This window comes from Kitasatospora sp. NPDC094028 (assembly GCF_049543595.1).
GTDB lineage: Bacteria > Actinomycetota > Actinomycetes > Streptomycetales > Streptomycetaceae > Kitasatospora.
In genome coordinates this window covers 25,963-47,872 of record NZ_JBMVFA010000023.1, presented here as the reverse complement: position 1 = coordinate 47,872, position 21,910 = coordinate 25,963, and the positions used below count along the sequence as shown (strand labels likewise).

Annotated in this window: 25 protein-coding genes; 12 read left to right on the top strand and 13 right to left on the bottom strand. The window is 75.9% G+C overall.

The window, feature by feature from the left end:
- The first annotated feature begins 14 nt into the window (after positions 1–14).
- Together ACPC54_RS28295 and ACPC54_RS28290 are read left to right on the top strand one after the other, a co-directional pair.
- Positions 15–1,556, top strand: coding sequence for an MFS transporter (locus ACPC54_RS28295; protein ID WP_498968772.1), 1,542 nt, complete (start codon positions 15–17; stop codon positions 1,554–1,556).
- Between the two features lie 10 nt (positions 1,557–1,566).
- Positions 1,567–2,784 (top strand): hypothetical protein, encoded by a 1,218-nt coding sequence (locus tag ACPC54_RS28290; RefSeq protein WP_498968771.1) that lies wholly within the window; start codon positions 1,567–1,569, stop codon positions 2,782–2,784.
- 12 nt (positions 2,785–2,796) lie between these two features.
- Here the strand turns inward: ACPC54_RS28290 and ACPC54_RS28285 are convergent, their stop codons facing one another.
- From ACPC54_RS28285 to ACPC54_RS28275, 3 genes are all read right to left on the bottom strand, one after another.
- Entirely contained in the window at positions 2,797–3,570 is a 774-nt protein-coding gene (locus ACPC54_RS28285; protein ID WP_498968770.1) for a hypothetical protein, read from the bottom strand.
- A gap of 107 nt (positions 3,571–3,677) precedes the next feature.
- Positions 3,678–4,688: a DUF1648 domain-containing protein gene (locus ACPC54_RS28280; protein WP_498968769.1), complete on the bottom strand. Its 1,011-nt coding sequence runs from the start codon at positions 4,686–4,688 to the stop codon at positions 3,678–3,680.
- Positions 4,685–5,032, bottom strand: coding sequence for a GntR family transcriptional regulator (locus tag ACPC54_RS28275; RefSeq protein WP_498968767.1), 348 nt, complete (start codon positions 5,030–5,032; stop codon positions 4,685–4,687). Before ACPC54_RS28275 ends, ACPC54_RS28280 begins: the two co-directional genes overlap by 4 nt.
- 126 nt (positions 5,033–5,158) lie before the next feature.
- On the opposite strand from ACPC54_RS28275, the gene ACPC54_RS28270 reads away from it, so the two are divergent.
- The 3 genes from ACPC54_RS28270 to ACPC54_RS28260 all read left to right on the top strand — a co-directional run bounded on the left by ACPC54_RS28270 (position 5,159) and on the right by ACPC54_RS28260 (position 7,075).
- Positions 5,159–5,887 (top strand): SDR family oxidoreductase, encoded by a 729-nt coding sequence (locus tag ACPC54_RS28270; RefSeq protein WP_498968765.1) that lies wholly within the window; start codon positions 5,159–5,161, stop codon positions 5,885–5,887.
- A gap of 177 nt (positions 5,888–6,064) precedes the next feature.
- Entirely contained in the window at positions 6,065–6,619 is a 555-nt protein-coding gene (locus ACPC54_RS28265; protein ID WP_498968763.1) for a universal stress protein, read from the top strand.
- An 84-nt stretch (positions 6,620–6,703) separates the two neighbouring features.
- The gene (locus ACPC54_RS28260; RefSeq protein WP_498968762.1) at positions 6,704–7,075 is read left to right on the top strand and encodes a hypothetical protein; all 372 of its coding nucleotides are present in this window, start codon (positions 6,704–6,706) and stop codon (positions 7,073–7,075) included.
- A 235-nt stretch (positions 7,076–7,310) separates the two neighbouring features.
- On the opposite strand, the gene ACPC54_RS28255 is transcribed toward ACPC54_RS28260, so the two are convergent.
- A complete protein-coding gene (locus tag ACPC54_RS28255) occupies positions 7,311–8,291 on the bottom strand; it encodes a S1C family serine protease (protein ID WP_498968761.1) in 981 nt (326 codons plus the stop codon).
- Between the two features lie 177 nt (positions 8,292–8,468).
- Between ACPC54_RS28255 and ACPC54_RS28250 the strand changes: the two genes are divergently transcribed.
- A complete protein-coding gene (locus tag ACPC54_RS28250; protein ID WP_498968760.1) occupies positions 8,469–8,957 on the top strand; it encodes a hypothetical protein in 489 nt (162 codons plus the stop codon).
- A 57-nt stretch (positions 8,958–9,014) separates the two neighbouring features.
- Here ACPC54_RS28250 and ACPC54_RS28245 read toward each other — a convergent pair whose 3' ends face one another.
- Positions 9,015–9,773 carry an SDR family oxidoreductase gene (locus tag ACPC54_RS28245; RefSeq protein ID WP_498968759.1) on the bottom strand — a complete coding sequence of 253 codons (759 nt, stop codon included), beginning with the start codon at positions 9,771–9,773 and terminating at the stop codon, positions 9,015–9,017.
- A gap of 180 nt (positions 9,774–9,953) precedes the next feature.
- On the opposite strand from ACPC54_RS28245, the gene ACPC54_RS28240 reads away from it, so the two are divergent.
- Positions 9,954–10,841 carry a helix-turn-helix domain-containing protein gene (locus ACPC54_RS28240; RefSeq protein WP_498968758.1) on the top strand — a complete coding sequence of 296 codons (888 nt, stop codon included), beginning with the start codon at positions 9,954–9,956 and terminating at the stop codon, positions 10,839–10,841.
- A 1-nt stretch (position 10,842) separates the two neighbouring features.
- Here the strand turns inward: ACPC54_RS28240 and ACPC54_RS28235 are convergent, their stop codons facing one another.
- The 6 genes from ACPC54_RS28235 to ACPC54_RS28210 all read right to left on the bottom strand — a co-directional run bounded on the left by ACPC54_RS28235 (position 10,843) and on the right by ACPC54_RS28210 (position 15,923).
- The gene (locus tag ACPC54_RS28235; RefSeq protein WP_498968757.1) at positions 10,843–11,259 is read right to left on the bottom strand and encodes a DUF3592 domain-containing protein; all 417 of its coding nucleotides are present in this window, start codon (positions 11,257–11,259) and stop codon (positions 10,843–10,845) included.
- Between the two features lie 108 nt (positions 11,260–11,367).
- Positions 11,368–12,600 carry an NAD(P)/FAD-dependent oxidoreductase gene (locus ACPC54_RS28230; protein ID WP_498968756.1) on the bottom strand — a complete coding sequence of 411 codons (1,233 nt, stop codon included), beginning with the start codon at positions 12,598–12,600 and terminating at the stop codon, positions 11,368–11,370.
- Between the two features lie 127 nt (positions 12,601–12,727).
- Positions 12,728–13,159 carry a nuclear transport factor 2 family protein gene (locus ACPC54_RS28225; RefSeq protein ID WP_498968755.1) on the bottom strand — a complete coding sequence of 144 codons (432 nt, stop codon included), beginning with the start codon at positions 13,157–13,159 and terminating at the stop codon, positions 12,728–12,730.
- Positions 13,160–13,166: 7 nt separating this feature from the next.
- Positions 13,167–13,970, bottom strand: coding sequence for an MBL fold metallo-hydrolase (locus tag ACPC54_RS28220; RefSeq protein WP_498968753.1), 804 nt, complete (start codon positions 13,968–13,970; stop codon positions 13,167–13,169).
- A 79-nt stretch (positions 13,971–14,049) separates the two neighbouring features.
- Positions 14,050–14,610, bottom strand: coding sequence for a hypothetical protein (locus ACPC54_RS28215; protein WP_498968752.1), 561 nt, complete (start codon positions 14,608–14,610; stop codon positions 14,050–14,052).
- Positions 14,611–14,642: 32 nt separating this feature from the next.
- The gene (locus ACPC54_RS28210; protein ID WP_498968750.1) at positions 14,643–15,923 is read right to left on the bottom strand and encodes an MFS transporter; all 1,281 of its coding nucleotides are present in this window, start codon (positions 15,921–15,923) and stop codon (positions 14,643–14,645) included.
- Between the two features lie 101 nt (positions 15,924–16,024).
- Between ACPC54_RS28210 and ACPC54_RS28205 the strand changes: the two genes are divergently transcribed.
- Entirely contained in the window at positions 16,025–17,119 is a 1,095-nt protein-coding gene (locus ACPC54_RS28205; protein ID WP_498968749.1) for a DUF5937 family protein, read from the top strand.
- Positions 17,120–17,203: 84 nt separating this feature from the next.
- Here the strand turns inward: ACPC54_RS28205 and ACPC54_RS28200 are convergent, their stop codons facing one another.
- Positions 17,204–17,725 (bottom strand): ricin-type beta-trefoil lectin domain protein, encoded by a 522-nt coding sequence (locus tag ACPC54_RS28200; protein WP_498968747.1) that lies wholly within the window; start codon positions 17,723–17,725, stop codon positions 17,204–17,206.
- A gap of 192 nt (positions 17,726–17,917) precedes the next feature.
- Here ACPC54_RS28200 and ACPC54_RS28195 point away from each other — a divergent pair, with 192 nt between their 5' ends.
- Positions 17,918–18,775 (top strand): PhzF family phenazine biosynthesis protein, encoded by an 858-nt coding sequence (locus ACPC54_RS28195; protein ID WP_498968745.1) that lies wholly within the window; start codon positions 17,918–17,920, stop codon positions 18,773–18,775.
- Between the two features lie 75 nt (positions 18,776–18,850).
- Here the strand turns inward: ACPC54_RS28195 and ACPC54_RS28190 are convergent, their stop codons facing one another.
- Positions 18,851–19,249 (bottom strand): cupin domain-containing protein, encoded by a 399-nt coding sequence (locus tag ACPC54_RS28190; protein ID WP_498968743.1) that lies wholly within the window; start codon positions 19,247–19,249, stop codon positions 18,851–18,853.
- 117 nt (positions 19,250–19,366) lie between these two features.
- Here ACPC54_RS28190 and ACPC54_RS28185 point away from each other — a divergent pair, with 117 nt between their 5' ends.
- The 3 genes from ACPC54_RS28185 to ACPC54_RS28175 are packed head-to-tail and all read left to right on the top strand — an operon-like array spanning position 19,367 to position 21,909.
- Positions 19,367–20,062, top strand: coding sequence for a TetR/AcrR family transcriptional regulator (locus ACPC54_RS28185; protein WP_498968741.1), 696 nt, complete (start codon positions 19,367–19,369; stop codon positions 20,060–20,062).
- A gap of 37 nt (positions 20,063–20,099) precedes the next feature.
- The gene (locus tag ACPC54_RS28180) at positions 20,100–20,615 is read left to right on the top strand and encodes a hypothetical protein (protein WP_498968739.1); all 516 of its coding nucleotides are present in this window, start codon (positions 20,100–20,102) and stop codon (positions 20,613–20,615) included.
- Between the two features lie 55 nt (positions 20,616–20,670).
- Positions 20,671–21,909: a phosphotransferase gene (locus ACPC54_RS28175; protein WP_498968737.1), complete on the top strand. Its 1,239-nt coding sequence runs from the start codon at positions 20,671–20,673 to the stop codon at positions 21,907–21,909.
- The last annotated feature ends 1 nt before the right edge of the window (position 21,910 follow it).

Sequence of the window (21,910 nt, the reverse complement as noted above, 5' to 3'; positions counted from 1 at the left end):
CGGGCCGGGCGAGGATGGGCCGACCAGCACCGACACCGCCCGGAACCGGACGGGAGGAGGCTGTCGTGCCCGCCCATCCGACCCGCAGGCCGCCGCCCGGCGCCACCGCAGTGGGTGGCGGCCGGGCCGGTCGGCGGCGCTGGGAGGCGCTCGCGGTCTGCCTGGTCGCCGGGTTCATGACCCTGCTGGACGTCAGCATCGTGAACGTCGCCCTGCCCACCGTCCGGGTCGGGCTGCACATGTCGGAGAGCGGCCTGCAGTGGGTGCTCAGCGGCTACGCGCTCGCCTTCGGCCTGGTGCTCGTCCCGGCCGGGCGCCTCGGTGACGCGCGCAGCCGGCGGGCCGTCTTCCTCACCGGGCTCGCCCTGTTCACCGCCGCCAGCGCGCTGGCCGGGGCGGCCCGGAACCAGGAGTGGCTGGTGCTGGCCCGGCTGTTCCAGGGCGCGGCCGGCGGGGTGCTGGTGCCGCAGGTGTCCGGCTTCATCCAGACGCTGTTCCAGGGGGCCGAGCGCGGCCGGGCGTTCGGCGCGCTCGGCGCGACCATCGGGCTGTCCACGGCGGTCGGGCCGCTGCTCGGCGGGCTGCTGATCCACCTGGCCGGGCCGCAGGACGGCTGGCGCTGGGTGTTCCTGGTCAACCTGCCGATCGGCGTGGCCGCGCTGCCGCTCGCCCACCGGCTGCTGCCGCCGCCCCCGCCGGCCGCCGAGCGGGCCGGGCACCGCGACTTCGACCCGGTCGGGGTGCTGCTGCTCGGCGCCGGGACGGTCGCGCTGCTGCTGCCGTTCGTCCAGGAGCGGCAGTGGCACGGCCCGGAGCGCTGGCTGCTGCTGCCGCTGGCCGCGGCGCTGCTGGCCGCCTTCGTCGGCTGGGAGCGCTGGTACGGGCGGCGCCGGGAGCCGCTGGTCAGCCTCGCGCTGTTCGCGGTGCGCCCGTACGCGGCGGGGGTGCTGCTGTCGCTGGTGTACTTCGCCGGGTTCACCGCGATCTTCTTCATCTTCACGCTGTACCTCCAGGCGGGCCTGCACTACTCGGCGCTGAAGGCGGGCCTGGCGATCACCCCGTTCGCGGTCGGCTCGGGCGTCGCGGCGGCGGTGGGCGGGCGGCTGGTGAGCCGGCTGGGCCGGCGGCTGGTGGTGTTCGGGCTGCTGATGGTGCTGCTCGGGCTGCTGGCCTCGGCGCTGGCGGTGCAGCTGTGGTCGGGGCCCTCGGTGGGCTGGACGACGGCGCTGCCGCTGCTGGTCGCGGGGGCGGGCAGCGGGCTGGTGATCTCGCCGAACCAGACGTTGACGCTCCAGCACGTGCCGCTGACCAGGGCGGGCAGCGCGGGCGGGGTGCTGCAGACCGCCCAGCGGGTCGGCTCGGCGGTCGGCATCGCGGTGGTCGGCTCGGTGTTCTTCGCCCACGCCGCCGGTCCGCACCCGGACTGGGCGCACGCCTTCCAGCTGGGCGCCTCCGTCGCGGCGGGCCTGGTCCTCGCGGCGCTGCTGGTGGCCCTGACCGACGTGCGGACGGCCGGGGCCGAAAAAGCCCGCCCGCCGAATGGGCCGGGCGCGTAGCATCCGACGGGTGACCGCGATAGCCGACCTGACCCCGCTCTGCGGACCGGACGAACTGGCCGCCCTGCGCCGCCTGGACGCCGACGAACTGGCGCGCTGCGCCGCCGATCCCGCCCGCCCGTGGTGGCAGCGCCGGGCCTGTGCGCAGGCGCTGACCGGGCGGCTACCGCAGCCGTGGACGGCCGAGTTGATCGCCCGGGCGCAGGACCCGGGCGAGACGAGCGAGGTCCGGATCGCGCTGCTCGACCTGCTCGGCGACCGGGCCGAACTGCTGCCCTGGCTGCGGCACGAGGACCGCGAACGGGAGGGCGGGTTCGGGATGCGCGAGGCCTTCCTGAAGGCCCGGGGGACGCTCGGTGACCGTGAGGCCCTGCCCGGGCTGTCGGCCATCGCCGCCAGCACCTGGCCGTACCGCTCCGAGGCGGGGGAGGCGGGCCTGGACGCGCTGGTCGCCCGGTACGGGCTCGCCGACGTCCTTGCGGAGTTGGGCGAAGGCGGCGGGAGCCGCTTCGAGGACCGGCTGGCCCGGGTGCGGCTGCGGCACGCGGCCGGCCAGGACGTCACCGACTCGCTCGCCGACCCGGACCACGCCGTCGCCCACCGGGCCGCCGAACTGGCCGACGACCCTGCCGCGTTGCGCGCCCTGCTGGCCGGGGAGCCGGCCGTGGACACCGCGCTGTGGGCACTGTGGGCTCTGCACCGCCTGACCGGCGACGCCGCCGAGGCCCGGGCCGGCTACCGGCGGCTCGGCAGCCCCCGGGTGGAGGTCCCCGGGCTGCCCGAGGACGTCCGCCGCGCGGTGCTGCACGAGTACGCCCCGAAGTGCGAGCGCGACACCGACCCGCGCTGGCGCGTCGAGGCGCTGTGCACCGAGCCGCCCGCGCCCGTCGACGTGGACGGCCAGCTGCGCCGCGCCGTCGAGGTGCTGACCGCCGTCGAGGCCGAGCCGAAGGCGCCGCTGTCGGCCGACGAGGACAACGGGACGGGCCAGGGCTGCTATCACGTCATCTACCACCACGAGGACGTCAGCCTCTTCGTCAGTACCCTCGGCCCCTTCGTGCACGGCGACGAGGGCGAGGAGTTCCTGCGCGGCCCGCTGGAGCGGGCGGGCCTGCGCTGGATCGACGACGCCGTCACGGGGACGGTGGTCACCGGGCTGTGCGTCTACTACTTCGGCGAGCGGGTGCCGCTGAAGGTCGACACCCTGCTGTTCTATTGGCAGGACTGATGCGGCGGCTCCTCAGGACGTCGGAGCCGCCGACTGGCGGGGGAGGGCGGCGCGGCGGGTGAACCGCCCGGAGGCGCCCGCGAGTTCGATCGCCGCGCCGATCCAGGCGGCGCCGAACGCCCAGGTGCAGAACCACTCGCACAGGTACAGCGGGCGGACCGGCCAGCCCCTGCCGACGCCCGTCAGCCCGGCGAGCACGGCGAACACCAGCAGCGCCAGGATCACCACCCCGGCCGCCAGGTACGCCCGGTCGACCCAGCGGGGCTGCACGGAGCGCGGGTTGCGGAAGGAGTACAGGCAGAACAGCGCCAGCAGGGACAGCAGCAGCGTCGCGAAGACCACGTGCAGCACGCCGATCGTGGCCTGGAAGGCGGACGGGTGGTCGGGCATGGTCGGGCAGAGCGCGACGCCGAGGGCGGACAGGCCGGCGGCGCTGCTCCAGCGGTCGTCCCGCCGGTCGAAGCGGTAGCAGATCAGGAACACCCCGAGCGCGCACAGCCCGCCGACGAAGAGGTTCCGGGTGCTGGTGTAGTACGAGCCGCTCATGGACGGCGGCCACCAGCCGGCCGTGCTCTGCCCGCGCAGCTCGGCGAACAGCCAGTTCCCCACCGGCAGGACGAGCGGCAGCAGGATGCCGATCAGGCCGACGCCCACGCGCAGGAGGGTGATGGTCCGTTCGTCCTGCGCGCTCTCGGCGGCAGCGGCGGGTGTGCCGTCGGCGGTGTCGACGGCGGTGTCGACGGCATTGTCTCGAAGGGCTCTTGATTCCTGGGGACGACGGGTCATGGCGGCCTCCCTGCACCGGACTTCTGCCACCTGGTGTACCCGCTTGACGCCGTAGCGTCACCACCGGATCGGGCGGTTTTCCGTCTTGACGCAGGGTCCGCCGGCCGTCAGCGGTGGGTACCGGCCCCCGCGGCCCCCGCGGCCTTCGCCTGGGCGAGCAGCGAGTTGAGCAGCGCGGCGCCGCGCTCGGCGTCGTCCACGCTCACCGCGAAGTCCGCGCCGCGCCGGGTGCGCACCACCAGGCACACGCCGCCGCGCACCATCACCGTGGTGCCCAGTCCGTTGACCCGGTACCCCCAGCCACCGGCCTGGAGCGCGGTGCGCCGCTCGGCCCGTGCCGAGACGAGCTCGGCGAGCTTCCAGTGCCGGCCCGGCCGGCCGAACGGGCCGAAGCCGACGTGCAGGCCCTCGGCGCTCACCCGGACCCGGACCGAGGCGAACAGCCACAGCGCCACCGCGACGGTCGCGAACGGCGTGACCAACTGCCAACGGATTCCGGTCAGTCCGCTCAGTGCCGCGAGCGCCGACCCCAGCGCGCCCAGGCCGCAGAGGACGGCGGCCAGGTTCAGCCAGGGGTTGGCGGCGCGGGAGAGCCAGGCGACCCGCTCGCCGGGCCGCAGCGGCAGCACCGGCGCCCCGGCCGGCGGCTCGGCCCGCTCCCCGGGGTGCCGGCGGGTGGCCAGCACGGTGAGCAGCACGGCGAGGCCCGCCGCCGCGCCGATCGCGACCACCTCGACGCCCATCGGGGCGGCGTCCTGCCAGCGGGCGCGGTCGAGGTTGGCGTGCACGATCGAGGTCTGCGCGCCGGTGAGCAGTACCCCGGTGCCGGCCAGCACCGGCCCGGCCCAGCCGCGCGACTGGCGGGGCCGGAACCGCCGGGTGAGGCCGACGGCGAGCGCGACGACCAGCCAGACCGCCGCCGGGAACAGCGCGGCGCCGAGCAGGGGCATCGAGTCGTCCGGGTCCCGCCCGTCCCAGTGGGTGGCCACCCGCTCCGGCAGCCGGTGCCGGGCGGCCAGCGGCAGCGCGACCAGCAGCGCCGTCACCCCCGCCGACCACACCGCCGCGCCCCAGAACGGGGCCCCGAATCCGCCGCGCTCCGGCTTGTCGTCCGTCACGCCATCCCCCTGATCAGTTCCACGAGTTCGTCCGTGCTGTAGCCGGCCCTGGCCGCGTCTGCGACCAACTGCCTTACCCGGGCGATGAGTTCCGCGCGCTCGTCGGCGGCCGTGGCGATCGTGATGCCCCGGCCCCGGCGGAACTCCAGCACTCCCTCGTCGCGCAGGGTGCGCAGCCCGCGCAGCACGGTGTTGGTGTTCACCCCGAGCGCCCGCGCCAGCTCCCGGGCGGGCGGCAGCTTGTCCCCGGGCGCGCACTCGCCCTCGGCGACGGCCCGCCGGATCGCGCCCGCGACCTGCTCGTGCAGGGGGCGGGCGTCGCCAAGGTCCAGCTTCAGCAACATGGTGCTAGTGACGATAGCACCATCCACATCTGATGCCTCCCGGCGATCGCGGTCGGGCACGGACCGGGGAGCGGCGCTAGGGTCTCCGGGAACGAAGATCGACACCACGGAGAAGGGGGTGTGCGCATGGACCTCACCGGGCGCACGATGGTGGTCACCGGGGCCGGGCGCGGATTCGGGCGGGCCCTGGCGCTGCGGGCGGGCCGGTCGGGGGCGCGGCTGTTCCTGTCCGCGCGTTCGCCGGCCGGGGCCCGGCACGTGGCCGAGGAGGTGGCGGCCGACAGCGGCGCGCAGGTGGACGCGTTCGCCTGCGATCTGGCCGACCCGGCCACCGTCAAGGACTTCGCGGCCGGGGTCGCCGCCCGCGCCGAGCGGGTGGACGTCCTGGTCAACAACGGTGCCCGCTACCTGCCGGGCCCCGACCTGTGGGACGCCGACGACGACGCGATCGCCGACACCGTCGCCTCCGGAGCCACCGGCACGCTGCTGACCACCAAGCACTTCCTGCCGCTGCTGCGCGCCTCGGCCGGCGCGGACGTGGTCAACCTGGTCTCCGCCGCCGCGGAGACCAGGAACCACCGGTCCGAGGCTCACCCCGCGTTCTACGCCGCCAAGGCCGCCCAGGCCGGCTTCGCGGACGTGCTCGCCCACCGGCTGCGCCCCGAGGGCATCCGGGTCATCTCGCTCTACCCGCCGGACTTCACGGATGGCGACCCGCTCGACCCGTCCTGGGAGCAGGCCTCCCGGACCGCGGGCGACCCGCTGACCGCCCAGTCCGTCCTCGACTGCGTCCTGTTCGCCATCGGCCAGCCGCGCGACTGCTTCATCCGCTCCTTCCACTTCGAGCAGGCGTAGCGGCCCGGCCGGACGCGGGGGCCGGCGGGCTGCGCCGGCCCGGGGCGCAGCCGCGTAAGGAGTGCGTTCGGAACGCCGTTCGAGGCGTCAGGAAGCCGTCAAGAAGCGGCGGTCGACCGTCCCCGGGGCGCTTGGGTGGAGACGGAAGGGCACCGAACCACACGACGAGGACGGACCATGCACGGCAGCGGGCGGCACCAGGACGGCGCGACACCCCGGGTGGTGGTCGGGGTCAGCGGCTCACTGGGCAGCCTGGCCGCCCTGCACCGCGGCCTCGCCGAGGCGCGCCGGTGCGACGCCGAGCTGTGGCCGGTGCTCGCCTGGGAGCCGCCCGGCGGCGAGCTCGGCTACCGCCGCTCGCCCTGCCCGCCGCTGCTCGCCGCCGTCCGGGAGGCCGCCGAGCACCGGCTGCACGAGGCGCTGGACGCCGCGTTCGGCGGCACCGACCCGGGCCCGCGGCTGCGCCCGGTGGTGATCCGCGGCGAGGCCGGGCCCGCGCTGGTGCACCTCGCCGACCGGCCCGACGACCTGCTCGTCCTCGGCCACGCCGGCGGCCCGCTGCGCCGCCGGCTGCGACGCTCGGTGCCCGGGTACTGCGCCCGGCGGGCCGGCTGCCCGGTGCTGACCGTCCCGGCGCCCGAGCTGCTGCACGACCTGACGGCGCTGCACCGCCGCGCCCGCCTGCACCTGCCGCTCGCCGCCGCAGGCGAACTCGCCGTGGCGAAGCGGTAGTCCGCGGTGCGGACGTTCCGCGCTCCGGCCGTCGGGCGGCCGCCGATGTACCGGGCCCGGCCCGGCGCGCGGTGCTTCCACCCGGTGCGCACGCGGCCGGCCACCGGCACCTCCGGCACCGCCGCCCTGCTCGCCGGCGGCGCCCTCGCGCTCGGCCTCGGCGCCCTCGGCGAACTGCACGCGGGCCGGGCCCCGTACCTCGCCTACCTCGTCCTGTGCGGGCTGCTCGGCGGCTGCGCCCGGCCGCGCGCCGCCCCGCTGATCGGGCTGGCCGCCTGGCTGTGCTGCAACGCCTTCGCCGAGCACCGGCACGCCGCGCTCGGCTGGTCGGGGCCCGGCCGGGAGCTCGCGCACTTCGCGATGTTCACCGCCGCCGCCCTGCTGGCCGCCCTGCCCGCGGCCCTGCCGCGCCGGACGGTACGGGTGGCGCTGCTGCGCCCGGACGGCACGGTCTGACGCGGCACCCACGGACGGCCCGCCTCCCCGGGGCGGGCCGCACCGGCGCGCAGGGCCCCGGCCGGTACTCCGGAGCCCCGGCCGCCGGTGGCACACCGGGGGCGCGCGGGACGCCGGTCGCAGCTTCGGACGGCGGGCCCGTCCGAGGGCCCGCCGCGACCGCCCCGCGCGCCCCGTCAGCAGGTCGCCACCCGGGACCCGGCCGCCCCGGTCAGCGGCGATCGGGCCCGAACGGTCAGTCCTCGGCGGGGAGTTCGTCCGGGACGGCGATGACGTCCACCAGCGCCTCGCCACGCAGCACGGTCAGCGGCAGCGGGCGGCCGATCGCGTCGGCGAGCATCAGCCCCTGCAGCGCCCGCGCGCTGCCCATCGGCTCGCCGCCGGCCGTCAGCAGCAGGTCGCCCTCGTGCAGGCCGGCCCGGGCGGCCGGGGAGTCGGCCACCACCTCCACGATCCGCAGGCCGGCGAGCTGCCCGGTGCGGTGGCGCAGGGGCGGCGGCAGCGGCGCCGGCACCCCGGCCAGGCCCAGGTAGGCCCGCCGGATCCGGCCCTCGGTGAGCAGGGCGGCGATGATCTGCCGGCTGGTCGGGTTGATCGGGACGGCCAGCCCCAGCCCGTTTCCGGCCACCGCCGTGGTGATGCCGACCATCGCGCCGTCCGCCGTGGCCAGGGCGCCGCCCGAGTTGCCGGGGTTGAGAGCGGCGTCGGTCTGGATCACGTCGTCGATGACGCGCACCGCGCTGCCCGCGCGGGTCGGCAGGGAGCGGCCGAGCGCGCTCACCACCCCCGCCGTGACGGTGCCGGCCAGCCCCAGCGGGTTGCCGACCGCGACCACCAGCTGCCCGACCCGCAGCGCCGTCGCCTCGCCGAGCGTCACCGGCGCCGGGGTCGGGCCGTCCGCGCGCAGGACGGCCAGGTCGGAGAGCGGGTCGGCGCCGATGGTGTGGAACGGGGAGGTGGTGCCGTCCGCGAAGGCCAGCGTCCCGGCGTCGGCGTGGCCGACGACGTGCGCGTTGGTCAGCAGGAAGCCGTCCTCGGTGAACACCACCGCCGAGCCGAGCGCGGTGCTGAACCAGCCGCCCCGGCCGCGCCGGGCGACCTGCAGCGCCGCGACGCGGGGCGTCACGGCGGCGGCCACGGTGGTCACGATGCGCGAGTAGGAGTCCAGCGGCGCCTCCGCCTCGGGGCGGCCCGGCCCGGGGAGCGTGTCGGCCATGGTGTTCACCCCTCTCGGGTACCCCCGGCGGTCTCCCGGTAGGAACAACGGCGGGGAACCGTTGCTTCCGCGCTGTCCTGATGTGGTCTTGACGAGGCCTTGACGAGCGGGAAACAGCAAAGGGGGAGCAAAGCTGGCGTATGGTTCAAGCAAATCGGCATCGGTGGGAGGGGCACGATGGAGACCGCGCTCGAACCGGACGCGCAGGGCCACGACCGGCGGGACGACCTGGACCCGCAGCTGCGCCCCACCCGGGACGCGCTGCTCGGCCGCGGCGGCTACCGTCTGCCGCGCTGGAAGCGGCTGCTGCAGCCGGGCGCGGCCGGGCGCGCGGCGTGGCTGCGGCCGGAGACGGACGCCCAGGCCGAGCGCCTGGGCCGGCGGACGCCCGGCACCGAGCACGTCCTGCTCGCCGTCCTGGCCGTCCACGAAGTGGCCGTACGGGAGCCGAAGTTGGCGCCCGAGGCGGCCGAGGGGGAGCTGTTCGACCGGCTCGGCGTCGACTACGCCCGGGCCCGCGCGGCGCTGGACGCGGGCGAGGTCGCCCTGCCCTCCGACCCGCGCTCCGTGGAGGAGTACCTGTCCATCGGCGGCGCCGAGCAGCTGCTGGAAGCCCTGCTGCAGGAGGACACCCGGGCCAGGCGTCTGGTGGACGCGCTGGCGTGAGCGGAACCCGTCCCCGGGGCCCTGCCCGGGCCGGGGCAGGGCCCCGGGGAGCGGGCGTCAGCGGGTGGTGTAGCCGCCGTTGGCGAACAGGGTCTGGCCGGTGATCCACCCGCCCTCGGTGGCCAGGAAGGTCACGATCGGGGCGATGTCCTCGATCCGGGTCAGCCGGTTCCCCATCGCCTGCGACCGGTGGAAGGCCACCCGCTCCGGGGTCTCCTGGCCGTAGAAGAACGGGGTGTCCATCGGGCCCGGGGCCACGTTGTTCACCGAGATCCCGCGCGCGGCGAACTCCTTGGCCGCCGCCCGGGTGTAGTGCTCGACCGGCGCCTTGGCCCCGGCGTAGGTGGCGTAGCCGTCGGTGAACGCGGCCAGCAGCGAGGTGAGGACGGTGATCACCCTGCCGCCGTCGTTCAGCTGCCGGCCCGCCTCGCGGATGAAGAAGTACGCGGCCTTGGCGTTCACCGCGTGCATGACGTCGTACTCCTCCTCGGTGGTCTCCACGATCGGCTTGCGCAGCACCGTGCCGGCCGTGTTCACCGCGACGTCGACGCCGCCGAAGGTCTCCTTCGCGACCGCGAAGACGCGCTCCACGTCGGCGACCTTCGTCAGGTCGCCCTGGACGGCCACCGCCTCGCCGCCGGCCTCCTTCACCGCCGCGACCGTCGCCTCGGCGTCCGGTGCGGTGGCGTCGGAGTGGTAGTGCACGACGACCTTGGCGCCGTCCGCGCCCGCCGTGCGGCTGATCAGCCCGCCCAGGTTCTTCGCGCCCGCGCCGACCAGGACGACCTTGCCCGCCAGGGAGTGGTTCTTGCTCATGGTGTACGGCTCCTCGCCGCCGAAGGGATCGTTGCCCGACCACTGTCCGGCGCACCGGCCCTTGGGGGCTTGAACGATCCTGCGGAGCCTGGAACGAACCGCTCACGACCTCACGGGCCCGGCCGCCCGGCCGCCCCGCCCGTTCGTCGTTCTTCGCCCGGGCGGGCCAGAATCGACGGTATGGCGACTCCCACGACCCCCACCGGCGTCTCCGCGATCAAGTCGCACCTGGTCCGGCTCTCCGGCAGCGGCGCCGACCTCGACGAGGGCGTGGTCGAGCGCGGCCTGGAGCGCGCGGGCGGCATCGGCGAGGCGGCGGACGGGCCGTCCCGGCACGTCGTGGTGGTCCACACCGGCCGCTCCGCCGACCTCAGGTGGTCGGTGGACGGCCGCCCCCGCCGGGAGCGCTTCCACCGCGGCCAGGCGCTGGTCAACCCGGCCGGCTGGGCGTCCCGGCCACGCTGGGAGCAGGACGCCGAACTGCTGCTGGTCGCCCTCGAACCGGCCTGGCTGGAGAAGCTCGCCACCGAGAGCGACCTGCCCGGCCCGCTGGAACTCGCCCCGCGCTTCCACCTGACCGACCCGTTCCTCGGCATGCTGGTCGAGCGCCTGGTCACCGAGTACGAGGGCCTGCGGCCGGCCGACCCGCTGTACGCCCAGTCCATGCTGCAGGCGCTCGCCGCGCACCTGATCCGGATCGCCGCCACCCGCCGCCCGGCCGGGCCCGCGGTCGGCCGCGAGGGCGGGCTCGCGCCGAAGCGGCTCGACCAGGTCATCGACCACATGAACGGTGCCCTGGACGGCCGGCTCCCGCTCGCCGAACTCGCCGCCGTGGCGGGCGTCAGCCCGTCGCACTTCACCCGGGCCTTCCGCGCCTCCACCGGCCAGTCCCCGCACCAGTACCTGGTCCGGCTGCGGCTGGAGCGGGCCCGCCGCGCGCTGCTCACCACCGACACCCCGATCGCCGTCGTCGCCCAGCTGAGCGGCTTCGCCGACCAGAGCCACCTCACCCGCACCATGCGCCTGCACACCGGCCTCACCCCGGCCGCCCTCCGCGCGGGGCGGTAGCTCACAGCACGACGACGCCGAGGGTGATCGAGACCAGCACCATCAGCAGCCCCAGCGCCACGAAGCCGTACTCCAGCGGCCGCCGCTCCCGCCCGTCCACCAGCACCTGCCGGGGGTCCGCCGGGTCGTAGCGGACGGGGACGTGGCCGCCGTCCGGCAGCGGGTGGCGCGGGGTCGACGGGACGGGGGAGAACACCTCGACCACCCGGCCGTCCTCGGTCTCGAACTGCAGCAGCGGCCGCGGCGGCAGCGCCCGGTCCTCCGGCCCGGCCGCCCGGGCCCGCACCAGCGCGCGCACCGGCACCCCGACCCGGCGCAGCCGCCGCAGCTCGCGCAGCCCCACCACCCCGGCGAGGTAGGCGACCACGCCGCCCAGCACCCCGAACACCACCACGGCGAACCCGGCCGTCCCGCCCACCGCGCCTCCCAGCCTGCGAAACCCCTGAGGGCCCATCGTCCCGCACCCTCGGCGGGGGTGCGGGGTCGGTCCCGGTCGGCGGGATCCGCCGACCGGGGCCGGGCATTCTCAGACCTTGTCGAGCGGGACGGCCGGGTCGGCCAGGTGGGCCGGGTCCACCACCCGCTTCGACCGGATCAGGTCGCGGATCGGGTCGGTGACGTCCCAGACGTTGACGTTCATCCCGGCGAGTACCCGGCCGCCGGAGAGCCAGAAGGCGATGAACTCCCGGCCGGCCCGGTCGCCGCGGAACACCACCTGGTCGTAGTCGCCCGGGGCGACGTGGCCGAGGTACTCCAGGCCGAGGTCGTACTGGTCCGAGAAGAAGTACGGGACGCGGTCGTAGACGGCGTCCGGCCGGCCGAGCATGGCGCGGGCGGCGGTCTGCGGCTGGTTGAGGGCGTTGGCCCAGTGCTCGACCCGTAGGTGGGTGCCGAAGAGCGGGTGGAAGGCGTTGGCGACGTCGCCGGCCGCGTAGATGTCCGGGTCCGAGGTGCGCAGGTGCTGGTCGGTCTTGATGCCGTTGTCGACGGTCAGCCCGGCGGCCTCGGCCAGGGCGGTGGCGGGGGAGATGCCGATGCCGACCACCACCGCGTCCGCCTCGACGACCGTCCCGTCGCCGAGTCGTACGCCGCTCACCGTGCCGCCGGTGCCAGTCAGTTCGGCCACCTGCACGCCGAAGCGCAGGTCCACGCCGTGGTCGCGGTGCAGGTCGGCGAAGACCTGGGCGACCTCCCGGCCGAGCACCCGCAGCAGGGGCAGCTCGGCGGCCTCCAGCACCGTCACCTCGGCCCCGGCGGCCCGGGCGGCGGCGGCCACCTCCAGGCCGATCCAGCCGGCGCCGACCACCGCGATCCGGGCGCCGGGGCGCAGCACGGTCGTGATCCGCTCGCTGTCCTCCACCCGGCGCAGGTACAGCACGCCGTCCTGCTCCGCGCCCGGCACCGGCAGCCGGCGCGGCACCGAGCCGGTGGTCAACAGCAGCTTGCTGTACGCCACTTCGCCGTCGTCGGCGAGGGTGACGGTGTGCGCGGCCGGGTCGATCGAGACGACGGGCGTGCCCAGGCGCAGCGTGACGTCGTGCTCGGCGTACCACTGCGGCGGGTGGACGTAGATCTTCTCCCGTGGCTCCTTGCCCATCAGGTAGCCCTTGGACAGCGGCGGCCGCTCGTAGGGGCGTTCGTGCTCCTCGCCGATCAGCACGATGCCGCCCTCGTACCCGGCCTCGCGCAGGGCCTGTGCGGCCTTCGCACCGCCCAGGGAGGCTCCGACGACGACGATCGGACGCTCGCTGCCCGCCATGCCCAACTCCTTGCTCTCCGTTGAAGATTCAGGGGTCAGCCTGCCGCTGTCCGAGGGGTGTGTCGAGACCGCGTCGGGCGCGCCGCACGAGGCTCGCCCCATCGGGTGAACGAGGGGATCGGCGCGGTCAGGGCGTCATCGCGTCCCGGACCAGCGCGGTGTCGGTGAACTGCTCGAAGCGGACGATCCGGCCGCCGCGCACCGTGAAGTGGTGGGCGACCCGGACGGCGAGCGGTTTGCGGGTGGCCCTGTGCACGGCCGTGTAGCGGGCCAGGACCACCACCTGCTCGCCGTCCGTCACGTAGGTGTCGTCGTGCGCCGTCCAGTTCTCCCACTCGGCGGCCAGCCGTTCCATCACGTTCGCGGTGACGCCCTTCGGGGTGCGGTAGGTGCCGGCCAGCGGGAAGCCCGCCATCTCCGTCCACTCGACGTCGTCGGCGAGGGTGGCGCGCAGGGCGGCCAGGTCGCCCCGGGCCGAGGCCAGGTACTGGCGGCGCACCACGTCGGCGGGGGCGGGGGACTCGGCGAAGGCGGCGACGTCCCGGGGGATCTCGATCATCGCGCGCTCACCCCCAGGCCAGCTCGCCCTTGGCGACCTTGGTGCCGAGGTCGACGGCGATCCGCAGGCCGTGGTCGGGGTAGCGCCGCTCCAGCGCCTCCTTGGCGGCGGCCGCGTCCGGGGCCCGGCCGATCTCGGTCTCGAAGGCGCGCAGGTAGTCCCGGGTCTGGTGGACGGCGGTCAGGTCGGTGGGCGCGTCGGCGGTGCGGTGGCCGGCCGCCACCCACAGTGGCTGCAGGGCCTCGATGCCGTCCAACAGGTCGATCCAGGCGGCCCGTTGGGCCTCGGTCGGGGTGTCGGCGGTCCACACGTGCAGGCCCTGGAAGAGCAGCACCCCGCCGAGCACCGCCGCGTGGTGGTGCTGCCACAGGTAGTGCCGGTCGGGCAGGTGGAAGTCGGCGCCGCGCAGCTCGAACCGGTGGCCCTCGAAGACGATCTCGTCGCCGTGCAGCACCTCCGGCCGTACCAGGCGGGTGGGCAGCTCCGGGCCGAGGTGCGACCAGGCGCGCAGCTTCGCCTCGTACGTCTCCTGGATGTGCTCCACGGTCGCGGCCGTGGCCAGGAACCGGGCCTGCGGGAAGGCGTCCTGGACCTCCTGGGCGCCGAAGTAGAAGTCCGGGTCGCCGTGGCTGACGAAGACGGTGGTCAGCCGGCGGCCGGTGGCGCGCACCCGCTCGACCAGCCGCCGGCCGTCGGAGCGGGTGAAACCGGCGTCCACCAGCAGCGCGTCGTTCGGGCCGGTGACCAGGACGGAGGTCTTGTTGAGCGAGCTGTCCGGGCTGTCGACGATCTCGAAGTCGAGGGCACTCATCGGATCTTCGGTCCTTCCTGGGTTCGGCACGCCTCGCCGCCAGCATCGGTGCTGGCGGCGGGGGCCGCATCCGGAAGGGCTACGCGCGGGTCCAGAGCGTGAGGTCGCTGCTGGTGGCGACGGCGAGGGTCCGGCCGGTGGGGGAGAAGCCGGCCGCGCGGAAGGTCGACCAGGAGGAGTGGAAGACGTGGTACAGGTCGGTGCCCGGCGCGCCGGTCCAGGCGCCGGAGGTCAGCAGGACGCGGTGGTGCGGCCACTCCGGGGAGATCACCTCGACGTGCCAGCCGTCCGCGCCGCTGTGCAGGCCGCCGCCCCACAGCCCGGCCACCGGGATCCGGACGTCCGCGACCGGCCCGATGCCCGGGCAGGAGAGGTCCGGGCCGTCCGGGTCCTCCTCGGGGTCGTACTCGCGCTCCAGCTTCTCGCCCGTGACCGCGTCGAACAGGCCGTGCCCGCTGCTGGAGACGGTCAGCACCAGGTCGTGCCCGGTGTCGGGGTGGACGGCGAAGCCGATGCCGAGCAGCCCGCCGACCGGGATCAGGCCCCGGCCGACCGGGCGCCAGGGGGTCGGCGGGCCCGTCACCTCGGTGGCGGCGACGACACGGTCGTGGATCTGCTGCTGGTACGGGGTCAGGGCCATGCGGATGATCATCGCACCGCCCGGGACACCCGCTACTCCGCCGGTCCCAGCCGCAGCACCGCCAGCGCCCCGACCGCCGTGGTCACCGCCAGCGCGCCCCACAGCAGCCCGGGGCCGGCGGCCAGCAGCGCCGTCAGCACCGCCGGAGCCGCCGCCCGGCCCACCCCGCTGGACAGCTCCCAGCGGGCCAGCGCCCGCCCGAGCAGGTGCGGCGGGGCGGAGGCGCTGACCAGGGCCGTCCCCGAACCGGTGTAGAGGATCTCGCCCAGCGTGTACAGCACGGCCACCGCCGCGACGCCCGCCGCACCCGCCGTGCCGCCCAGCGAGCCCGCCGCCCAGAAGCCCAGGTACGAGACGCTCAGCGCCGCCCCCGCGGCCGCCAGCACCGCCCGCCGGGGCCGCTTCGCCAGCCGGAGCACCAGCGCCAGCTGCAGCGCGATCACCAGCACCGTGTTGCCCACGAACACCCCCGAGGACCAGGCCGCCGAGACGTGCAGGTGCAGCACCAGCAGCGCGGGCAGCGCCACCTCCAGCACGTCGAAGCAGAAGGCGTACGGCAGGTTCGCCAGGCTCAGCAGACTGATCCGGCGCAGCGGCTCGCCCGCCGCCCCGGCTTCGCGCGCCCGCTCGATCACCTGCTGCGGCGCTCGGACCCGCAGCGAACCGACCAGCGCGGCGGCCACCAGGCAGGCGGTGCCCGTCACTCCGGCCAGCCACCGGAAAGCGCCCGGGCCGCCGACCGCCGCGACGGTCGCCAGCAGGGCGCCCGCGCCGAGGCCCGCGTTGCGCAGCGCCCGTCCGGCGGCGAGCGCCGCGTCCCGCAGCCGTCCCTCGGTGAGGGTGCTCACCACGGCGGCGTGGGTGGTCGGCCAGGACTGGCTGCCGACGCCGAACAGCACGGCCGCGGCGGTGAACAGCGCCGGCCCGTGAGCCGTCAGCAGGGTGAGCGCGCCGGCCGCGCGCAGCAGCAGGGTGACGGCGGCGGGGAGGGTGCGGGCGCCGCGGTCGATCCAGCGGCCGGTCAGCGGCAGGGTCAGCAGACCGGTGGCCATCCCGGCCGACAGCGCCAGCCCGACCGACCCGGCGTGCAGGTGCAGCACCTGGACGCCGTACAGCAGCAGGAACGGGCGCAGCAGGCCGCCGCCGATCGCGTCCACGGCGAGCGCCACCGCGTACCGGGGGCCGCCGGCGGCGGTGATCAGGCTCAGCAGGGCGGACGGGCCGCCGCGGCCGGTGCCGATCGGCGGGGCGGGCGGCTGGCCGGTGCGGACGGCGGCGTGGTCGTGGACGGACTTCTCCTGGATCAGGCTCATGGCCGGTACGGTCCGCCCTGACGGGGGCGCCTGGCACGTCGATTGACGGTTCGCGTCAATCGACGGCGGGGGCGCGATCGGGGGATGGCAGGATCGGGAACGTGAGTGTGATCATCGACATCACCGGTCTGCCCGAGGACCGGCTGCTCTTCGCCCCGTCGCCGCTGGCCGAGCTGAACGCCATGCTGCACGTGCTCGCCGAGCCCGCGCACCACCCGGCCCTGCAGGGCTGGGCGAGCAGCACCACCGCCGCGATATCGCCCGAGCTGTCCGAGCGGCTGCTGGAGGCCGACTTCCTCTGGCGCTCCTCCCGCGCCGACTTCCTCGTCCCCGGCCATCCCGGCGCCACCCTGGCCGAGGAGCTCGACGCCATCGACCGGATCGACGACGAGCCGTACGTCGCCGGCGCCCTCGTCACCACCTGCGGCTCCTCCCGGTTCGGGGCCCCGCTGGTCTCCCCGCTCGCCGACCGGGCCGCCAACGAGCGGGCCCGGGACCTCGCGCTGGCGCGCGGCCCCCGGCAGGCCGCCTTCGCGGACCGGCTGCTCGCCGACCCGCCCACCGTCCGGGCCCTGGTGCGCAGGATGCTGGAGGACTGCGAGTCCGCGTTCTTCGCCGACGCCTGGCGGCGCGTCCTGCCCGACCTCGCCGCCGACGCCCGCCGCAAGATCGACCTGCTCGCCCACCGGGGCCTCGCCGGGGCGATCGACGACCTCTCGCCGTCCGTCAGCCTCGACCAGGACGGCGAGCGGCGGCGGATCGTCATCGACAAGCTCCAGGACAGCACCACCAGCGGCACCGCCGCCGGAGGCGTCACCTTCATCCCCACCGTCTTCGGCCGCCCGCACCTGCTCTCCGTGAACGCCCACGGCTGGCGGCCCGTCCTGCAGTACCCCGTCGCCGAGGCCGGCACTGCCGAGCCCGTCTCGCTCGCCGTGGTCCAGCAGCGGCTGGAGGCCCTCGCGCACCCGGTCCGGCTGCGCCTCGCCCGGACGATCGCCCGCGGCCCGCACACCACCGGCGAACTCGCCGCCGCCTGGCAGCTCAGCTCCCCCGAGGTGTCCCGGCACCTGGCGGTGCTGCGGAAGGCCGGGCTGCTGACCACGGAGCGGCGCGGGCGGTACATGCTCTACCAGCTCGACCTCGCGGGCAGCGCCCGGCTCGGCTCGGACTTCCTGGAGGCGGTGCTGCGCTGACCCGGCGTGCGGTTCCGGGCCGGGAACGCGAGGAGCGGCCCGCACAGGGGTGGCGGGCCGCTCGCGTTCGGCGTTCGGTGGGCGTCAGCCGCCGAGCGGGATGCGCGGCGGGGAGAACGTCCACTGCTGGGACACCGTGTAGTTGCAGGTCCAGAGCTGCAGCTGCTGGCCGTCCACGAAGTTGCCGTTGGTGACGTCCAGGCACTTGTTGGACTGCGGGTTGATCAGGACGTTGCCCTCGTAGCGGACCCAGCGCTGGGCCTCGCTGCCGTTGCAGTCCCACACCTGGACCTTGGTGCCGTCCGCCGTGCCGCCCCCGGAGACGTCCAGACACTTGTTCAGCGCGGACAGGGAGACGCCGACCCCGTTCGGCTCGGCGGTCGAGGTCCACCACTGGGCGCCCGAGCCGTTGCAGGAGTAGATCTGCACCGGGGTGCCGTTGGCGTTGTTGCTGCCGGGGATGTCCAGGCACTTGTTGACCACGCCGTTGCTGACGCTGACGGTGCTGCTGGTGTCGGCGTTCGCCGTCCCCGGCATGGCCGCGACGGCGATCGCGGCGGCCGCCAGCGCGCCCCACACGTGGCGCTTGCGCACGGGATTCCTCATGAGTGGTCCGTCCTCTTCTCTCGGAGCTGCTTCGCCGACCTGTCGCCGGCTCACGACGAGGACTGTCGCGCAGGGGCGTGGACATCCGGTGGACGAGCGCGTTGACGGATTGTCTACGCGCTCCGGGTAGGGCCCGTCCCGCGTCCTCCGCCCGGCGGGAACAGCGGGAGCCGCAGGGGTGTTGGCCCGGGCATGAGCGATGACCACGCCCCCGAGATCCTGCGCTACACCGCCTTCGCCGACCGCCCGGAGGGCGGCAACCCGGCCGGGGTGGTGCTCGACGCGCGCGGCCTGACCGCCGAGCGGATGCTCGCCGTCGCCGCCGGACTCGGCTACTCCGAGACCGCCTTCCTGACCGCCGGGGAGGGCGAAGGCGCCTACCGCGTACGGTACTTCAGCCCGCTCGCCGAGGTGCCGTTCTGCGGGCACGCGACGGTGGCGTCCGCCGTCGCGCTGGCCGAGCGGGTGGGCCCCGGGCGGTACGTGTTCGGCACGGCGGCCGGGGCGGTGCCGGTCGAGGTCGACCGGGGCGCGGACGGGCTGCTGCGCGCCACGCTCACCAGCGTCGAGCCGCACGTCGAGGAGGTGTCGGCGCCGGACGTCGCGCGGGCGCTCGGGCTGCTCGGCTGGTCGGCCGAGGACCTGGACCCGGCCCTGCCGCCGCGGATCGCCTACGCGGGTGCCCGGCACCTGGTGCTCGCGGTGGGCACCCGGGAGCGGCTGGCCCGGCTCGACTACGACTTCGACGGCCTCGCCGCCTACATGCGGGCCCGCGACCTGACCACCCTGCAACTCGCCTGGCGGGAGGGGCCGGAGGTGTTCCACGTCCGCGACCCGTTCCCGGTCGGCGGCGTGGTCGAGGACCCGGCCACCGGCGCCGCCGCGGCCGCCTTCGGCGCGTACCTGCGCGAGCGCGGCGCGGTGACGGCCCCGGCCGTGCTGACCCTCCACCAGGGCGCGGACCTGGGCCGCCCGGGCGTGCTGCGGGTGGAACTGCGCGTGGACGACGCGCGGGTGCGGGTCTCGGGCACGGCGGTGGCGATCCCGTAGACGGGCGGGGAAGGACGGCCGGTGGCCCGGCGGCGTGGGTGCCGCCGGGCCACCGTGCGTTTCGGGCCGGGGTGTTCAGGACGCGTCCGTGCGCCGCTCCAGCCGGGTGCCCTCGCGCAGGGTGACGGACATCAGGTCGCCGGGGGCGTCGACCTCCAGCCGGTGCCAGCGGCCGCGCGGCACCACCACGGCGCTGCCCGGCCCCAGCGGGAACTCCTCCTCCACCCCGCCCGGCTCGGTGGGGCGCAGGTAGAGGCGCAGCGCGCCGGAGAGGCAGCAGACCGCCTCGTCCGCGCCGGGGTGCTGCTCCCAGTGGTCGCCGTGGACGTCGGCGTCGTTCTCCACGTGGAAGGTGGCGATCTGCCAGGTGCCGGGGTCGCCGGCGGCCATCCGCCGCTCGGCGGCGCGGACGGCGCCGTCCGCGCGGAACTGCAGGGCGGAGGCGAACAGGTCGATGGGGGCGGTCGTCGTCATGGTGTGCAACCTCTCGGAGAAAGCAGTTTCTGTACGCGTAAAGAAACTAGCGCAGCGGGCCGCGGCTGTCGACACCCGGCGGCCGCGGGCCCCGCGGGCCTGGGGGAGGATGGGGGCATGTCGCAACCGCCCGCCCCGCGCAAGACCGTCGGCCGCCCGCCCCGCTTCTCCCGCCAGGAGGTCGTCGACACCGCCCGCCGGCTCGTCGACGCGGAGGGCGTCGACCGGCTCACCATGCGCCGGCTGGCCGCCGAGATCGGCAGCACGCCGATGGCGCTCTACCACCACGTCCGCAACAAGGAGGAACTGCTCGTCCTGCTGCTCGACGACTACGCCGGGCGCACCCTCCAGCGGCGCGAGCTGCCCGCCGACCCCCGCGAGCGCGTGCTCGCCGCCACCGGGGCCATCCACCGGGCGCTCGCCGACTGCCCCTGGATCGTCGAGGTGCTGACCGCCGACGACCTGATGGCCACTTCGGCGCTCTGGTACGTCGAACAGGTCGTCGACGGCCTGATCGCCTGCGGCCTGACCCCCGAACAGGCCGTCCACGGCTACCGCTCGCTCTGGTACTACACCGCCGGCGAGATCGTCGTCCGGGCCACCGCCGCCCGCCGCCGCGCCGACTCCGACCGGGCCACCTACCGCGAGCAGGTCTTCGCCGCGCTCGACCCGGCCGACCTGCCCCGCCTCGCCCGGCTCGGCGCCCGATGGGCCGAGCTGACCGCCGAGGACACCTACCCCACCGGCCTGCGCGCCCTCCTCGACGGGCTGCTCGCCCAGGCCGGACCGGTGCCGGCGCCTGCCGGACAATGATCACGGTCAGGGCGACGAGCAGAGGGGCGGGACAACGGTGCTGAGCGACTGGGTGCGCGAGGTCGTGGAGCAGCGGACGCGCGAGCACCTCGCCGATCCCGACCCCGACTGGATGTCGCCCGCGCCGGGCCTGCGCCCGCCCGCGACACCGGAGCAGGTCGCCGAGCTCGAAGGCTGGGCGGGGCAGGCGCTGGAGCCGACGTACGCCGAATTCCTGCGCCAGGGCGACGGCATGGCCAACTTCGACCGCTCGATGCCGGTGTACGGCTGGCAGGACTGGGCCGGCGGCCGCCCGCCGCAGGCCGGCCGCCGGTTCGTCGCGATGATGCAGGGCGAGCTCTGCGTCGACTTCGGGCTCGCACCGGACGTGCCGCTCGTGCCGGTCTCGGTGGAGCCGGACGGCGCCGTGGCCGTCCTGATGATCCCGGCCGGGGCCGGCCCGGGGCGGTTCCTCTGGTTCGGCAACGGCGACCTGGCGTTCTTCCCGACCTTCCGGGGGGTCTTCGAGTACGCCGCCGGCCGCCGCTCGTGGGCGGACTACGCCGCGGAGTAGCCCGCGGCGCGGAAAAGCGGTCGCGGCCGGAGAGTCGGTACGCGAAGCTGCCGGGATGGAGCGAAGCGACAGCCGGAGCGTGACCGTCGAGCTGACGTACCGGGGTGACTACTTCGGGCAGGCCGGGCCCTTCGAGGTGGCCGGCGGGTGGTGGCAGGAGGTCGGCGGGGTGACGGCCGCGGCCGCCGCGGCGCTCGGGGCGCCGCTGCTGGTGCTGCGACTGCTGGACGGCGAGGGCGCGGACGGCGGGGCGTTCGGCGGTCGGGTGCGCTACCACGCCGAGCTGATGGAGCCGCCGCGCACGGCCCCCCGGGCGGCGGACGGCGCGACGGCCGCGCTGCTCGGCCCGGCCGCGCGGCGGGCCGCCTGGGCGGACGCGGACGGGCTGCGGGCGGCGCTGGAGTGGGCGGGGGAGCGGCTGGGGGCGCCCGCCGGGCCGGTCCGGCGGATACGGCAGGTGCGCACCTGGAACCTCTCCGGGCTGTTCCGGCTGCCCGCCGCCGAGGGCGCGGACGCCTGGCTGAAGACCATCACGCCGGCCTTCAACGCGGCGGAGGGCGAGGTGATCGCGCTGCTCGGCGGCGTCGACCCCACGCTCGTGCCGCGGGTGGTCGGGGCCGATCCGGCGGCCGGGCGGCTGCTGCTGGAGCACGTGCCGGGCGAGGACTGCTGGGGCCCGTCCGCCGCGACCGTGGAGCGGACCGTGCCGCGGCTGGTGGCCGCGCAGGCGGCGCTGGCGGCGGACGGACGGGCGGCCGCCGCCGGGCTGCGCGACCGGAGGCCCCGGGCGCTGCTCGCACAGCTGGAGGCGCTGCTCGACCGGCTGCCCGACGAGACCGACCTGACCGGCGAGGAGCGCGCCGGGGTGGCCGAGCTGGTCGGTGAACTGCCCGGGCTGATCGGCCGGTTGGCGGACTGCGGGCTGCCGGAGACGCTGCTGCACGGCGACTTCCACCCCGGCAACTGGCGGGCCGGGCCGGGCCGCCCGGCCGTCCTGGTCGACTTCGCCGACGCCTGCCTCGGCCACCCGGCGCTGGACGGGCTGCGGGCCGGTGCCTTCCTCGGCCCGGAGGCCCGGCACCACTGCGCCGGGGTGTGGGCGGCGGCCTGGCGCGCGCACGTGCCCGGGGCCGAGCCGGAGCGGGCCCTGGCGCTGGCGCGACCGCTGTACCACCTGGCGTACGCGCTGCGGTACCAGGAGTTCCTGGACCACATCGAGGGCAGCGAGCGCCCGTACCACGAGGGCGATCCGGCCTCCGAGCTGCGCGCCGCCCTGCGCTGGGCGCGGCCGTAGA

Bases quoted from the DNA above. Each gene is read 5' to 3' on its own strand.
- ACPC54_RS28295 (WP_498968772.1), top strand. From the start codon at position 15: ATGGGCCGACCAGCACCGACACCGCCCGGAACCGGACGGGAGGAGGCT.
- ACPC54_RS28285 (WP_498968770.1), bottom strand. From the start codon at position 3,570: ATGACCCGTCGTCCCCAGGAATCAAGAGCCCTTCGAGACAATGCCGTC.
- ACPC54_RS28275 (WP_498968767.1), bottom strand. From the start codon at position 5,032: ATGTTGCTGAAGCTGGACCTTGGCGACGCCCGCCCCCTGCACGAGCAG.
- ACPC54_RS28270 (WP_498968765.1), top strand. From the start codon at position 5,159: ATGGACCTCACCGGGCGCACGATGGTGGTCACCGGGGCCGGGCGCGGA.
- ACPC54_RS28265 (WP_498968763.1), top strand. From the start codon at position 6,065: ATGCACGGCAGCGGGCGGCACCAGGACGGCGCGACACCCCGGGTGGTG.
- ACPC54_RS28255 (WP_498968761.1), bottom strand. From the start codon at position 8,291: ATGGCCGACACGCTCCCCGGGCCGGGCCGCCCCGAGGCGGAGGCGCCG.
- ACPC54_RS28250 (WP_498968760.1), top strand. From the start codon at position 8,469: ATGGAGACCGCGCTCGAACCGGACGCGCAGGGCCACGACCGGCGGGAC.
- ACPC54_RS28245 (WP_498968759.1), bottom strand. From the start codon at position 9,773: ATGAGCAAGAACCACTCCCTGGCGGGCAAGGTCGTCCTGGTCGGCGCG.
- ACPC54_RS28240 (WP_498968758.1), top strand. From the start codon at position 9,954: ATGGCGACTCCCACGACCCCCACCGGCGTCTCCGCGATCAAGTCGCAC.
- ACPC54_RS28230 (WP_498968756.1), bottom strand. From the start codon at position 12,600: ATGGCGGGCAGCGAGCGTCCGATCGTCGTCGTCGGAGCCTCCCTGGGC.
- ACPC54_RS28225 (WP_498968755.1), bottom strand. From the start codon at position 13,159: ATGATCGAGATCCCCCGGGACGTCGCCGCCTTCGCCGAGTCCCCCGCC.
- ACPC54_RS28220 (WP_498968753.1), bottom strand. From the start codon at position 13,970: ATGAGTGCCCTCGACTTCGAGATCGTCGACAGCCCGGACAGCTCGCTC.
- ACPC54_RS28215 (WP_498968752.1), bottom strand. From the start codon at position 14,610: ATGGCCCTGACCCCGTACCAGCAGCAGATCCACGACCGTGTCGTCGCC.
- ACPC54_RS28210 (WP_498968750.1), bottom strand. From the start codon at position 15,923: ATGAGCCTGATCCAGGAGAAGTCCGTCCACGACCACGCCGCCGTCCGC.
- ACPC54_RS28200 (WP_498968747.1), bottom strand. From the start codon at position 17,725: ATGAGGAATCCCGTGCGCAAGCGCCACGTGTGGGGCGCGCTGGCGGCC.
- ACPC54_RS28195 (WP_498968745.1), top strand. From the start codon at position 17,918: ATGAGCGATGACCACGCCCCCGAGATCCTGCGCTACACCGCCTTCGCC.
- ACPC54_RS28190 (WP_498968743.1), bottom strand. From the start codon at position 19,249: ATGACGACGACCGCCCCCATCGACCTGTTCGCCTCCGCCCTGCAGTTC.
- ACPC54_RS28185 (WP_498968741.1), top strand. From the start codon at position 19,367: ATGTCGCAACCGCCCGCCCCGCGCAAGACCGTCGGCCGCCCGCCCCGC.
- ACPC54_RS28175 (WP_498968737.1), top strand. From the start codon at position 20,671: ATGGAGCGAAGCGACAGCCGGAGCGTGACCGTCGAGCTGACGTACCGG.